Source organism: Thioalkalivibrio sp. ALE25 (assembly GCF_000377285.1).
Lineage (GTDB): Bacteria > Pseudomonadota > Gammaproteobacteria > Ectothiorhodospirales > Ectothiorhodospiraceae > Thioalkalivibrio.
The window spans coordinates 39,530-52,707 of the sequence record NZ_KB897934.1; the positions used below are offsets into that span (position 1 = coordinate 39,530).

Annotated in this window: 15 protein-coding genes; 10 read left to right on the forward strand and 5 right to left on the reverse strand. The window is 67.5% G+C overall.

The window, feature by feature from the left end; all coding sequences use genetic code 11:
• Positions 1-114: 114 nt before the first annotated feature.
• The 3 genes from C996_RS0109945 to C996_RS0109955 are packed head-to-tail and all read right to left on the reverse strand — an operon-like array spanning position 115 to position 3,138.
• Positions 115-954 (reverse strand): ABC transporter permease, encoded by an 840-nt coding sequence (locus C996_RS0109945; RefSeq protein ID WP_018867296.1) that lies wholly within the window; start codon positions 952-954, stop codon positions 115-117.
• A complete protein-coding gene (locus C996_RS0109950) occupies positions 951-2,234 on the reverse strand; it encodes an ABC transporter substrate-binding protein (protein ID WP_018867297.1) in 1,284 nt (427 codons plus the stop codon). The genes C996_RS0109945 and C996_RS0109950 overlap by 4 nt, the downstream gene beginning before the upstream one ends.
• Positions 2,235-2,277: 43 nt before the next feature.
• Complete coding sequence (locus C996_RS0109955) at positions 2,278-3,138, reverse strand: ABC transporter ATP-binding protein (protein ID WP_018867298.1); 861 nt, start codon at positions 3,136-3,138, stop codon at positions 2,278-2,280.
• A gap of 415 nt (positions 3,139-3,553) precedes the next feature.
• Here C996_RS0109955 and C996_RS0109960 point away from each other — a divergent pair, with 415 nt between their 5' ends.
• Genes C996_RS0109960 through C996_RS0109975 form a run of 4 tightly spaced genes read left to right on the forward strand, consistent with a single transcriptional unit; the run spans position 3,554 to position 7,144 of the window.
• The gene (locus C996_RS0109960) at positions 3,554-4,102 is read left to right on the forward strand and encodes an OsmC family protein (protein WP_018867299.1); all 549 of its coding nucleotides are present in this window, start codon (positions 3,554-3,556) and stop codon (positions 4,100-4,102) included.
• 34 nt (positions 4,103-4,136) lie between these two features.
• A complete protein-coding gene (locus tag C996_RS0109965) occupies positions 4,137-5,276 on the forward strand; it encodes an acyl-CoA dehydrogenase family protein (protein ID WP_018867300.1) in 1,140 nt (379 codons plus the stop codon).
• 54 nt (positions 5,277-5,330) lie between these two features.
• Complete coding sequence (locus C996_RS0109970) at positions 5,331-5,711, forward strand: DUF302 domain-containing protein (RefSeq protein ID WP_018867301.1); 381 nt, start codon at positions 5,331-5,333, stop codon at positions 5,709-5,711.
• On the forward strand, positions 5,711-7,144 hold the full coding sequence (locus C996_RS0109975; RefSeq protein ID WP_018867302.1) for an FAD-dependent oxidoreductase: 1,434 nt from the start codon (positions 5,711-5,713) through the stop codon (positions 7,142-7,144). The genes C996_RS0109970 and C996_RS0109975 overlap by 1 nt, the downstream gene beginning before the upstream one ends.
• A 37-nt stretch (positions 7,145-7,181) precedes the next feature.
• On the opposite strand, the gene C996_RS14665 is transcribed toward C996_RS0109975, so the two are convergent.
• Both C996_RS14665 and C996_RS0109985 read right to left on the reverse strand, forming a co-directional pair.
• The gene (locus C996_RS14665; protein WP_012983248.1) at positions 7,182-7,346 is read right to left on the reverse strand and encodes a hypothetical protein; all 165 of its coding nucleotides are present in this window, start codon (positions 7,344-7,346) and stop codon (positions 7,182-7,184) included.
• Positions 7,347-7,349: 3 nt separating this feature from the next.
• Positions 7,350-8,396: a folate-binding protein YgfZ gene (locus C996_RS0109985; RefSeq protein ID WP_018867303.1), complete on the reverse strand. Its 1,047-nt coding sequence runs from the start codon at positions 8,394-8,396 to the stop codon at positions 7,350-7,352.
• Positions 8,397-8,584: 188 nt separating this feature from the next.
• On the opposite strand from C996_RS0109985, the gene sdhC reads away from it, so the two are divergent.
• The 6 genes from sdhC to C996_RS0110015 all read left to right on the forward strand — a co-directional run bounded on the left by sdhC (position 8,585) and on the right by C996_RS0110015 (position 13,169).
• Positions 8,585-8,965, forward strand: coding sequence for a succinate dehydrogenase, cytochrome b556 subunit (gene sdhC, locus C996_RS0109990; RefSeq protein ID WP_018867304.1), 381 nt, complete (start codon positions 8,585-8,587; stop codon positions 8,963-8,965).
• Complete coding sequence (sdhD, locus tag C996_RS0109995; RefSeq protein WP_018867305.1) at positions 8,962-9,300, forward strand: succinate dehydrogenase, hydrophobic membrane anchor protein; 339 nt, start codon at positions 8,962-8,964, stop codon at positions 9,298-9,300. Before sdhC ends, sdhD begins: the two co-directional genes overlap by 4 nt.
• 10 nt (positions 9,301-9,310) lie before the next feature.
• Complete coding sequence (gene sdhA / locus C996_RS0110000) at positions 9,311-11,086, forward strand: succinate dehydrogenase flavoprotein subunit (protein ID WP_018867306.1); 1,776 nt, start codon at positions 9,311-9,313, stop codon at positions 11,084-11,086.
• A gap of 80 nt (positions 11,087-11,166) precedes the next feature.
• Positions 11,167-11,868, forward strand: coding sequence for a succinate dehydrogenase iron-sulfur subunit (locus tag C996_RS0110005; protein ID WP_018867307.1), 702 nt, complete (start codon positions 11,167-11,169; stop codon positions 11,866-11,868).
• 136 nt (positions 11,869-12,004) lie between these two features.
• Positions 12,005-12,259, forward strand: a complete 255-nt coding sequence (locus C996_RS0110010; RefSeq protein WP_018867308.1) for a succinate dehydrogenase assembly factor 2 — start codon at positions 12,005-12,007, stop codon at positions 12,257-12,259.
• Positions 12,213-13,169: a NifU family protein gene (locus C996_RS0110015; RefSeq protein ID WP_018867309.1), complete on the forward strand. Its 957-nt coding sequence runs from the start codon at positions 12,213-12,215 to the stop codon at positions 13,167-13,169. Before C996_RS0110010 ends, C996_RS0110015 begins: the two co-directional genes overlap by 47 nt.
• Positions 13,170-13,178 lie beyond the last annotated feature (9 nt).

The following is a 13,178-nucleotide window of genomic DNA, read 5'->3' on the forward strand; positions in this document are numbered from 1 at the left end:
GCCGGTGCCTCGTGACGGGGCGGGGCGGCGCACCGTTGGCTTGCACGCGCCTAGCCCGATGGGGGAAAGAGCCCGGCCGGGGTGGCCGGGCCCATGGGGTCCCGCTTGTGGGGATTATCCCTCGGCGTGGTAGCTGCTGCGCTTGATCAGGCGCACGCAGATGGCGTCCAGCATGTAGCCGATGATGCCGATGACCAGCACGAAGGCGGCCAGTTTGTCGTACTCCAGGGTGTCGCGGGCATCGTTGATCGCGTAGCCCAGCCCCGAGGTGACGCCGAGGTACTCCGCCGGGACCAGCACGATCCAGGCGACCCCCACGGCCAGGCGGATCCCGGCAAACACATCCTGGGCGATCGCGGGCATCACGATGTAGCGCAGGGTGTGGTACGGGTTGGCCCCCAGGTTGTTGCCCACCTTCAGCCACATCGGGTCGATGCGCTGTACCCCGTGCGCGGTGGCATAGGTGATGGGCCAGACGGCGGCAATGGCGATCAGGAAGATGATGGCCGCGTCCCAGGTGGCGAAGGCCAGCACCGCGATCGGCATCCAGGCCAGCGGCGAGATCATGCGCAGGAACTGGAACGGCACATGGGTGACCTGCTTCAGGGTCAGGAAGTAGCCGATCATTACCCCCAGCGGGACGCCGATGGCGATCGCATAGGCCAGACCCCAGCCCACGCGGTACAGGCTGGACTCGATCGGCTTCCAGACGTTGCCGGAGACGACAAGGTCCCAGAACGCCGCCAGCGTCGGCCCGGGGGCGAAGCTGGCAAAGGCCATCGTGTCCTCGTTGTTGGCGATGGCCCAGCCGCCCCAGTACCACAGGGCGAACAGGCCGGCGATCCCAAGTGCCGGGTATTGCAGGGCCCGGCGGGCGCGGTCGGCGAACCGCAGAAGCGGCATCAGCCGTTCCACGGTTGTGGGGTCGACGGAGAGCGTGGCTTCGCGGTTCATAGGACCACCACCTCCTCGCGGGCGAACGGCGAATCCATGTCCACACCCGGGGCACCCTGCCACGCGGTGTGGGTCTCCATCGCCTTGCGCACGAAGTCGTAGTTCACCAGGTCATCCTTCACGAAGTCCGGGTCCAGGCCTTCAAGGAAGGTGGTGTCGCCACCGACCAGGGTCTCGTTCATCGCGCCCACCAGCATTTTCGTCGCGGACGGATACGGCCAGGGCGAGAAGTCGATGCGGCCGTTCTCCCATTCGGGGTGACGGATCGCGCCGCTGTCGGCGTAGGTGCTGTCGTCGTGGTAGTTCGTCATCGCGCGTTCCACCACGTTGGCGGGCATAGGCAGGTAGCCCTTGCCGTCACGCGAGAGCATTGTGGCGATGCTCTTCTTGTCCTCCTGGATGGTGCCCTGGGCGCGGACCACGGCATTCATGACCTTCTGCGTCCACTCCGGCTCGCGGTCGGTCAGGCGCTCATTCATGCAGACCACGCAGCAGGGATGGTTCTTCCAGATGTCGCCGGTAAAGCGCAGCACGTTGCCGCGGGCCAGCAATTCGCCGGCCGCGTTGAACGGCTCGGCGACGATGTAGGCATCGATGGAGCGCGCGGCGAGGGCCGGCGGCATGTCCGGCGGCGGCATGATCATCAGATTGACCTCGTGCGCCTCCAGCGCCGAGCCCTGGTCGCGGATCACCGGCGTCAGGCCGGCGTCGCGCAGGGCCATCTGCATGACCACGTTGTGCATCGAATACCAGTAGGGGACGGCCACGCTCTTGCCGCCCAGGTCGGAGAACGACTGCACGTCGACGTGGCGCCCGGTGACCACGGCAGAGCCGTTGGTGTGGGCCCAGGACATGATCTTGACCGGAAAGTCGTTCTGGTAGCGCATCCACAGCGGGATCGGCTTGAGCAGATGCACCAGGTTGAAACGGTTGGCGGCGAAGGACTCGATCAGCGGCGACCAGCCGCGGATCAGGGTCGGGTCGGCGACCTCCAGGCCTTCGTCCTCGAAATAGCCCTCGGAGTGGGCGACCAGCAGCGCGGCGGCATCGGTGATCGGGATGTAACCGATACGCACGACGCCGTCGAAGTCACGGACGACGCCCTCGGGTTCCTCCAGGCTGCCCGGTTCGGCACCGAACAGCGAGCCGGGCAGGGCCAGCCCGGTGCCGGCCAGGCCGCCGACGGCGGCGGTGCGCAGGAAGTTGCGACGGGAAAAGCTGCGGTCCAGCAGGCTGTCCAGCTCGCGGTCGATGTCATGGTGATTGTCGCAGTTGCACATGGTGGTGGTTCCTCGGTCAGGGTCGGGCAGTGGCGGCGGTGGATCAGGCAGCGCGTACGCGTGCCCGGGATTCGGATGTGGTCGGTTCGGTCGCCTGGCTTTCGTCTTCCGTGTCAGGCGAAGCGGTCTCGGACTCGGCGGCTTCCGGAGCGGTGCTGGGGCTTCGAGTGGCTCCGAAGTAGCCCATCAGTTCGGCCTTGCGGTCGACGAAGGCCTGGCTGTTGCGGTCGCGGGGGTGGTCGATTTCGATGCTCAGCTCGGCGGTGATCGTGCCGGGGTTGGAGCCCATGACCAGCACGCGGTCGGCCATGGCCACGGCCTCCTCGATGTCGTGGGTGACGAACACCACGGAGATGCCGCGTTCGCGGGCCAGGCGGGTGACCTCGTCCTGCAGGGCGACCCGGGTGAAGGCATCCAGAGCCGAGAACGGTTCATCGAGCAGCAGCAACTCGGGGTCGGTGGCCAGGCTGCGCGCCAGGGCGACACGCTGTTGCTGGCCGCCGGAGAGCGACTGCACGTTGACCTCGGCCTTGTCGGTCAGGCCGACGGTCTCCAGCAGTTGGTCGATGCGCTCGCGCATGTCGCGCTTGCGGCCCTGGAAGATCAGGCCCAGCGAGGCGTTCTTGCGCACGGTCATCCAGGGGTAGAGCGAGGGCTTCTGAAACATCATGTTCCAGCGCGGACTCGGCTTGATCACCTGGTGGCCGTTGATGCGCACGCAGCCATCGCTGGGCATCAGCAACCCCGCGAGCATGTGCAGCAGGGTGGACTTGCCGCAGCCACTCTGGCCGATCAGGGCCACGGTCTCGCCCGGCGCGATGTTGACCTGGATGTCCTTCAGCGTGGGGGCTTCCTGCCCGGGATAGTGATGGGTGATGTAGTCGATGGAGATGGCGGCGCCCATGGCGTGTCCCTCTTGATCCTTCGTTCATGAGCCGCCGGGCGGATCGCCTCGGCGGCGCGTTCACGAAGGTTCCTTACAAGGGACGTGCCAAACCCGTCCTGATCCCCGGGATTTTCATCGTTGGCGGGTTCGAAACGGCGTGCTGACGCGAAATACCGGGAGGCAGGGTGGGTGCGCCGGCAAGCCGGGGCGATCCGGCGCGGGGCATGCGCAATGGACAATCCGGACAAAGCGGCCGATTCCGGGTGGACAAAGTGGACTAAATGGTCGTCGGGTGACGGGGCGATTCCGGAGCGACGTCCCGAAAACGGCCTTGTGGTGCGGTGTGCGCGATGTTGGCACGGCTTCTGCACCGGGATGGGCGACCCGGTCGAACGCCGGGGAACCACGAATCCCAACTGCGAGGAGTATCACCATGTCCGTAGCCGAAGCCACCACCTCCCTGACCGTCAACGGCCTGGAGCCGATCGACCAGGACGGCCTGAACGGCCTGGCCGCCAAGGGCAAGGCCAACCCCGAAAGCATCGTGACCCTGAAGGCCACCACGGTCTGCGAGGGCAAGTTCCGCAACCTGACCTACGTGCGCGATCTGGATGCCCACGTAATCGACGAGCCGCCGCACCTGCTCGGTGACGACACCGCGCCGAATCCCTCCGAGGCCGTTCTCGCCAGCCTGGGCGCCTGCCTGTCGGTGGGCATGCACGCCAACGCGATCGACCGCGGCATCACGCTGACCAAGCTCGAACTCACTCTGGAAGGGGATATCAACGTGACCGCCGTATGGGGCGTGGGCGACACCGACGTCAACAAGCACCTCGGTTTCTCCGACATCCGCGTGAAGGCGCACCTGGAAGGCGATGCCAGCGAGGAGCAGCTCAAGGACCTGGTGGCGCATGCCGACTTCTGGTCGCCGGTCGCCAACACCATGCGCAACCCGGTCAACGTCAGCGTCGAGCTGGCCTGAACCGGTTACTGGATCTTTACGGGAGTAAAACCCAATGCTCGAAACCCGCACTCAAGACGTGACGGGGGTGTCGCCGGCCGCAGGGCCGGCGGATGCCGACGCCGCGCTGCAGGCGCTGGTGGAACGCGACCTCGCGCCACTGACCGCCCGTATCGACCGCGAAGGCCTGTACCCCGAGGATTTTCTGCGCGAGGCTGGCCGCCTCGGCGCCTTCAATCGCCATCTGGCCAGCCAGAACGCCAGTGGCACCACCGACATTGCCAGCGCGATCCGCGCCACCGAGGTGATCTCGGCCGAGTGCATGACCACCGGGTTCGTGGCCTGGTGCCAGAACGCCTGCGCCTGGTACGTGGAGAACAGCAGCTCGGACACACTCAAGCGCGAGGCGCTGCCGAAGCTGGCCAATGCCGAGGCGCTGGGCGCCACCGCGCTGTCCAACCCGATGAAATGGTTCGCCAACATCGAGGACCTGAAACTCTCCGCCGAACGCGTGGACGGGGGCTATGTGGTCTCCGGGTCGCTGCCCTGGGTGTCCAACCTGGGCGAGGATCACTACTTCGGCGCGATCTTCCGGACCACCGACGCGAACCCGCGCCCGGTGATGGCACTGATCAACTGCGCCGACCCCGGTTTCAGCCTGACGGCCTGCCCCGAGTTCACGGCCCTGGAGGGGTCGCGCACCTTCGGTTGCCACTTCGACCGCGTATTCGTGCCCGATGCGCACGTGCTGGCCGAGTCGCTCCCCGAGTACATCCGCCGGATCCGTCCGGGCTTCGTGCTGCTGCAGATGGGCATGGGGCTGGGGCTCATCGACGGCTGCCTTCGCACGATGCGCGAGGCCAACGAGACCCTGGCGCACGTAAACGGCTATCTCGACGACCAGGTCGGCGAACTGGAAGAGGCCCTGGAGGACGGGCGCGCGGCCTGTTATGCGCTGGCCGAGACGCCGTTCGACGAATCCGAGCGGTTCTTCGCGGACGTGCTGCAGATGCGCCTGACCGGGTCCGAGCTGTCCCTGCGCGCGTCGCAGTCGGCCCTGCTGCACTGCGGGGCGCGCGGATACAAGGCGGATGCGGCGGCCCAGCGCAAGCTGCGCGAGTCGTACTTTGTGGCCATCGTGACACCGGCCATCAAGCACCTGCGCAAGGAGCTTGCGCGCATCCACGCGCACTGAAACCACCACCCACGGTCGGGGCCCCCGGGCCCCGGGCCGAATCAAGGAATCGCCATGCTGGAAATCACTACCCGAATGGATCCCGAGGCGGCCGTCGACACCCTGAAGGCGGCGATCGATGCCCAGGGCCTGAAGCTGGTCTCGCATATCAATGGTCAGGCCAACGCCGCGAAGATCGGGGTCGAAGTGCCGACCGATCAGATCCTAGAGGTCTTTCACCCGAGCTACGCGGTGCGTGTCTGGGAGGCCTGCAAGCCTGCGGGCATCGACATCCCGTTGCGTATCCATGTGTCCGGTAATGGCGACATCCTGCGTATCAGCACGCGTTCCGCGCGGGAGGTGTTCGCGCCGTGGGCCAACCCCGACCTGGAGGCCATCGGATCCGAACTGGACCCGAAACTGCAGGCCATTCTCGACGCCGTGGAGGCCGCGTGATGAGTACCGAAACCGACGCATTCAAGCGCTATATCTGCAAGGTCTGCGGCTATATCTACGACGAGGCCAAGGGCGATCCGGATTCCGGCCTGGCGCCGGGGACCCGCTTCGAGGATATCCCCGACGACTGGTACTGCCCCGACTGCAACGTGACCAAGGCCGACTTCACCGCGCTGGAACCGCGCGCCGAAACGGCGGACGCGGGCGCCGCCGCGATGGCCTGGAGTGCCGGGAGCGGTATGGCCGACCCGGATGCGGTGGTGATCGTCGGTGGCGGCATGGCCGGCTGGGCCCTGGCCGAGGCCCTGCGCGAGCGGGATCCGCGGCGGACCATCCGCCTGCTGACGGCCGACTCGGGCGATTACTACACCAAGCCGCGGATCTCCAACGCCTTCGCGCGCGGTACCACGGTCGAGGACCTGGTCGAAGAGACCGGATCGGCGCGGGCGGCGCGGCTCGGGATCGACCTGATGCCCTTCGTGCGGGTGCTGGATATTCACCGTGCGCAGCAGCGCCTTATCACAGCGCGCGGGGGTGTGCCGTACGGCCAGCTGGTGCTGGCCACTGGCGCCCGGCCGCGCAGGATGGCGTTCCCGGGCGGCGCCGCGCCCCCCCTGGCCGTGAACACGCTGGAGGACTATCGGGCCCTGCGCGGGGCGCTGGAGGCCGGTGGCGGCGCGCCTGCCCATACCCGGGTGGCCATCATCGGGGCAGGTCTGGTGGGCTGCGAACTGGCGGACGACCTGGCGGCCGGTGGCCACCCCGTGCACCTCGTCGAATGTGCGTCGCAGCCGCTGGCCGGGCTGTTGCCCCAATCGCTGGGGGATGACCTGCAGCAGGCACTCGCGAATCATGGCGTGCAGTGGCACACCGAGGCCACCGTCGAGCGCATCGAACCGGTAACGGATGCAACACGGCGCCTCGTGCTGGATGACGGAGCGACACTGGAGGCCGAGGTGGTGATCACCGCGCTGGGCCTGGAGCCCCAGCGCGAGCTGGCCGAACGCGTGGGCCTGGCGTGTCACCGCGGGATCGAGGTGGATGCGCTGTTGCGCACGACCGATCCGGCGATCTTCGCCCTGGGTGATGGCTGCGAGTTCGAGGGGCGGCTGCGCCCGTACGTGGAGACCCTGCGTGGCCAGGCGACGGCGCTGGCGCGGACCCTGTCGGGCGAGGCGACGGTCTACCGACCGGATGCCGGTGTCGTGCAGGTCAAGACGGGGAGCCTGCCGTTGAATGTCTGCCCGCCGCCGGTGGATACCGGGGAATGGGTGGAGATCAGCGCCGATGGGGACGGGCGCCACCTGGAATATCACGCCGACGGACGGCTCGCCGGCTTCGCCCTGTCGGGGCGGCACGCGCGGCGGGCGCGCGAACTGGAGACCTGCCTGGGCAAACCAGTGGCGGATCCCCGGGCGCGCCTGGCGTCGTGATGCGCTACCGGGCCGGCGTGGCCGGCCCGAAGCGGGCTCATATGACCCCGTCGAGCCGCAGGTAGCCGATCAGGAACAGCACGGCCAGTACACCGGCCAGCACGTAGAGCCAGTTGGACAGCGTGGGGTTGTTGGGGCGGCTGAAGAAGGCCGCCCACAGCGCCAGCAGGATGAGGACGAAAAAGAAGAACAGGAAGCGCATGCGTCAGGCTCCTTCCGGGACGGCGTAGGGGAGATCGACCACCTCGGCCGTTGCACCATCCGGGGCACCCCAGCGCAGCTCGCCTTCCGCGGCGGCCACCTGCACGACCGCAAGGGCGGAGTAGAGCCCGTCCGGGTGGAGTTCGGCCGCGACGATCTCGCCATCCGACTGCTCCGGCTTGCCGTCCGCGCGAAAGACCGGCGAGCCGGGTTGCGGCGGGGTCTGGGTATGGATGGCCAGGCGGAACATGCGCCGCTTGAGCTTGCCCAGGTAGTGCATGCGCGCCACCACCTCCTGCCCCGGGTAGCAGCCCTTCTCGAAACTGATCGCGCCGAGGGCGTGCAGGTTCAGCATCTGCGGGACGAACATCTCGGTGGTTTCCTCCACCACCGTCGGGACGCCGGCAAGGATGTCCAGCAGTGCCCAGTCACGCGGGCCCACCGGGGCCGCGTGGACGTTCAGGCTGTCCCAGGCGCGGCGCATGGCGTCGATCTCGCCGAACAGTTCGAAGCGCGGGTGCAGTCCGGGTACCCGGACGACGGTCACGCCATTCTTCTCGATCACCTCTTCCGGTGCGCCGGGACACACGCCCAGAGCGTTGGTCAGCTCCTTCTCGGCATCCGGTCCGGAAAAGCCGAAGTGGATGCGGGAGTCCCCGGCGTGCTCGATGATCACGTTCGCGCGCAGCACGAACATCTGCAGGCGCTTGGCGACCGGCTCGATCCGGTCCGCCGGCATCTCGAGCAGGTAGCCGTCCTTCGTGCGCAGCACGCGGAACACGGCATAGGCCCGCCCCTTGGGGCTGGAGTAGCTGGAGAGCTGGCTGTGCTGGGCGTCCACCGCGTGGATGTCGTTGCCGAACTGCCCCTGCAGGAAGTCGGTGGCGTCGTCGCCGCGCACCTCCAGCAGACCGCGGTGGGAGAGGTCGCAGATCACCTCGCCGTTGACGGCCATGCGGCGCTCGCGCTCCGGGTTGCCGTAGTGCAGGAGGTCGTCCTCCTCGAACTCGGCGCCGGCGTCGATCAAGTGGTGTTTCCAGTCTTCGCGCATCGGGATTCTCCTGTGGCAGTGCTCGTCGCCGCGCGCCGCCGGACCGATTCGCCATCGGTGGCCGGGACGCCCGGAAAGGCAGCGCTGCACTGGATTGAGGTGGTAAGCTGAACCAAGCGGCTCGATAGTAGACGAACCTTTCACAGGGTGTCAGCCCTGGATTCTTTATCTTTGTTCTAGGGGGTGGCATGACTCGGCAGGGACGTCCCGTCTTTCTGGATTTGCGCAAGATCCGACTGCCGCTGAATGCCGTGGTCTCCATTCTGCACCGGATTACCGGCGTCTTCCTGATTCTGTCGATTCCCGTGCTGCTTTGGCTGCTGGACCGCTCCCTGGCCAGCCCCGCGGGCTTCGCACAGGTGATCGCGATCATCCACCATCCGCTCGGCCTGGCGGCGCTGGCGCTCGGGCTGTGGTGGCTGCTGCATCACCTGTTCGCCGGCATTCGCTACCTGCTGATGGAATTCGGCATCGGGGAGGATCGCGAGGGCTCGCTGCGCACGGCGCGTGATGCGCTGTACGCCGGCCTTCTGGCCACCGCGCTGGTTTGGCTGGGGCTGGTGCTGTGAAGTTGTTGAGCGGACAGCGCGCCTGGCTGCTGCAGCGCATCACGGCGGTCTATGTGGGCGTGTACGTAATTCTCGCCCTGGGATTCTTCGTGCTGGCCGCGCCGGCGGACCATGCGGCCTGGCTGGCGGTGATGGGACACCCGGTGGTGGGGCTGCTGACAGCCGTGTTCGTGTTGCTGCTCTGGCTGCATGCGTGGATCGGCCTGCGCGACGTGGCGATGGACTACGTGCACGCCCCCGGTGCACGGCTTGTGGTGTTCGTGCTCGGTGGCGGCGGGTTGCTCCTGACGGGCCTGTGGGCGTTATTCATTCTGATTCGAGCGGGGCTTGCATGAAGGGACTGGCATGAACGTGGCACGGCGCAAATTCGACGCCCTGATCATCGGCGCCGGCGGCGCGGGCCTGCGCGCCGCGCTGCAGCTGTCCAACGGCGATGCCCAGGTCGCGGTGGTCTCCAAGGTGTTTCCCACACGCTCGCACACGGTGGCCGCGCAGGGCGGGGTGAACGCCGCGCTGGCCAACGTGCTGCCGGACTCCTGGCACTGGCACATGTTCGACACCGTGAAGGGGTCGGACTACCTGGGCGATCAGGACGCAATCGAATACATGTGCCGCGCCGCGCCCAAGGTGGTCTACGAGCTGGACCACTTCGGCGTGCCGTTCTCGCGCCTGGACAACGGCAATATCTACCAGCGTGCCTTCGGCGGGCAGAGCCAGAACTTCGGTCAGGACCAGGCGGCGCGCACCTGTGCGGCGGCCGACCGTACCGGGCACGCCATTCTGCACTCGCTGTACCAGCAGAACCTGCGCGCGCGTACGCACTTTTTTGACGAGTACTTCGCGGTGGACCTGCTGCGCGACGAGCAGGGCTTCGTGCTCGGTGTGCTGGCCTTCGAGATCCTGACCGGCGAGCCGATCGTGATCGAGGCGAAGACCACGCTGATCGCCACCGGCGGGGCGGGGCAGTTGTTCCGCACCACCACCAACGCCCTGATCAATACCGGCGACGGCATGGCGATGGCCCTGCGCGCCGGGGTGCCGCTGGAGGACATGGAGTTCGTGCAGTTCCACCCGACCGGGATCGCCGGGCGCGGCATGCTGATTACCGAGGGCGCGCGCGGCGAGGGCGGGTTCCTGATCAACTCCGAGGGCGAGCGCTTTATGGAGCGCTACGCCCCGCGGGCCAAGGACCTGGCCTCGCGCGACGTGGTCAGCCGCTCCATCGCCACCGAGGTGCGCGAGGGCCGCGGCTGCGGGCGCAACGCGGACCATGTGCTGCTGGATCTGCGCCATCTGGGCGCGGACACGATCATGCAGCGTCTGCCGGGCATCCGCGAGACGAGCATTACCTTCCTCGGGGTGGATCCGATCGAGGCGCCGATCCCGATCTTTCCGACCTGTCACTACAGCATGGGCGGGATCCCGACCAACCGCTTTGGCCAGGTGGTGGCGCCGGTCAAGGACACCCCGGAGGACCCGGTGCCGGGGCTGTACGCGGCCGGGGAGGCCGCCTGTGTCTCGGTGCATGGCGCCAACCGCCTGGGCGGTAACTCGCTGCTGGATATCCTGGTGTTCGGGCGCGCGGCCGCGAACCACATCCTCGAGTACCTGGCCGAGAACCGCTACCACCGGCCGCTGGACGAGACGGCCGTGGATCAGGCGATGGCGCGACTGACGCGCTGGGATCGCAAGGACCCGGGCGACGGCTCCGCCGAGCAGGTCGAACCGCTCAAGCGCGAACTGCGCAAGGTGATGGAGGACCACTGCTCGGTATTCCGCAGCGACGAGGTGATGCGCGAGGGGGTGGAAAAGGTCCGCGCCCTGCGCGAACGCCTGAACCATGCGGTGATCGCGGACCACTCGGCCACCTTCAACACCGCACGGGTGGAGGCGATGGAGCTGGAGAACCTGATGGACTGCGCGATCGCGACCATCCGCTCCGCGCTGGGGCGCGAGGAGAGCCGCGGGGCACATTCGCGCATCGACTTCCCCGAGCGCGACGACCAGCACTGGCTCAAGCACAGCCTGTACTCGCTGGCGGACGACAGCCTCGACTACAAGCCGGTGCGCACCCAGCCGAACACCGTGGCCTCGTTCCCGCCGAAGGAGCGCGTGTACTGATGGCCTGTCGGGAATGCAACGCTCTGCGGGATGCGGTTCGCGCCGCGAACCGCATCAGCAGGCGCTGAAGGAAGGTACGGATGGAATTCTCGATCTACCGCTTCAACCCGGATACGGATACGCTGCCGAAGATGCAGCGCTTCACCCTGCCCGACGACCAGGTCGAGCCGGGGATGATGCTGCTGGATGCGCTGCTGTTGCTGAAGGAGCAGGACGATTCCCTGGGCTTTCGCCGCTCCTGTCAGCACGGGGTCTGCGGCTCGGACGGCATGAACATCAACGGCACGAACGGTCTAGCCTGCATCACGCCGCTGGCGGATCTGGAAGCGCCGGTCACGCTGCGCCCGTTCCCGGGGATGCCGGTGATCCGCGACCTGATCGTGGACATGGGCAACTTCTGGGACCAGTACCGCAAGGCCGAGCCCTGGCTGGTCAACGACAGCCCGGAGCCCGAGGTCGAGCGCAAGCAGAGCCCGGAGGATCGTGACCAGCTGGATGGTCTGTACGAATGCATCCTGTGCGGCTGCTGTTCCGCCGCCTGTCCGTCGTACTGGTGGAATCCGGACAAGTTCCTCGGCCCGGCCGCATTGCTGCAGGCCGCGCGTTTTATCCAGGACAGCCGCGACGAGGCCACCGATCACCGCCTGGCCGAGCTGGACGATGCCTGGAAACTCTACCGCTGCCACACGATCATGAACTGCACGCAGGTATGCCCGAAGGGCCTGAACCCGAGCCGGGCGATCAGCGACATTCGCCGCACCATGCTGAAGAAGTCGCTGTGACCGGCGCCATGCACCGTCTCAAGCGGGCCCCCGTGGGAGCCTGCTTGCAGGCGAATGCCCCCGCCAAAGCCAGACGCGGGCAGGGGCTTCGCCTGCAAGCAGGCTCCTACCAGGGGCCTGGACGGGCGTTTTTGTGATGGAACCCGACAGCCGTACTCGCTGGCGCTGCCGCCGCGGGATGCTGGAGAACGACTGGCTGCTCGGGCAGTTTCTCGCGCAGGGATATGCGCAACTGGACCAGGAGGGTCGCGATGCCTTCGAGCGCCTGCTCGACTACCCCGACAATGTGCTGCTGGATGTGGTCATGGGTCGCCAGGCCACGGTGGATGAAGGGATAGCCCGGCTTGTCCCGGCGATCCGCGCCGCCGCTGCGGCTGCACCTTCGGCCTGACCTGGTTCTTCCCCGGCTCGCGCTCGCGGGCCAGATCCTTCTGCTGCTGGCGGTCGTGGGGTACGTGCTCGCATACAGTCCGTTGTGGGCGTTGATGCCCGCGTTCGGGCTGGCGGTGGCCGGCTGGGTATGGCAAGGACGGACACGGCCGCCGCCCTGGGACTGGCTGGGCCAGACGCCCGATGGCGCGACGTGGCTGGCCACGGCCGAAGGACTGCGCCAGGAGCGGGTGGACTGGGTGGAGATCCTGCCCGATACCCGGGTGCTGCGCGGGATGGTGATCCTGGTGGTCCGGCTCCCGGAGACCGGTCGGGTCCGGCGTCTCTGGCTGCACGCGGGCCGGTTGCACCCGGAGGACCTGCGCCGCTTGCGCATGCGCCTGCGCTGGCCTCCGGGGCGCGAGGAAGCGGATCCCGGCTGGCGGGTGCGGCTTCGCGCTGGGCTGGAGCGGGGCGTTGCTATACTGGCCAAAAGCCGAGTACCCGGAGGCCCGAGCATGGCTGGACCCGACAATGCGCAGGTGATGGTGGACGTCTCGCATCTGCTGAGCGACGAGCCCGATCACGTCTACAGTGAAGAAGAACTCGACGCGATCGAGGAGCTGGACCCGGAACTCGCGCTGCGTCTGGACCGTGCCCAGACCCATGCGCAACGCGAGGCGGCGGACGTGCCCGCCGACGGTCCGATCGACGAGGACGCCGTGCGCGCCGCGATCGAGGAGGCGCGGCGAATCCTGATGCAGGACGGGGGCGATATCGAGTTCGTCGAACTCGATGGGCGCACCGTGCGGGTTCGGTTGAAGGGAGCCTGTGTCGGCTGCCCGCGTTCCACGCTAGATCTCAAGAATGTCGTCGAACGCCTGGTCCGCTCGCGGGCACCGGGCGTGGCCAGCGTCGCGAATACCTTCTGACGGCTGCCT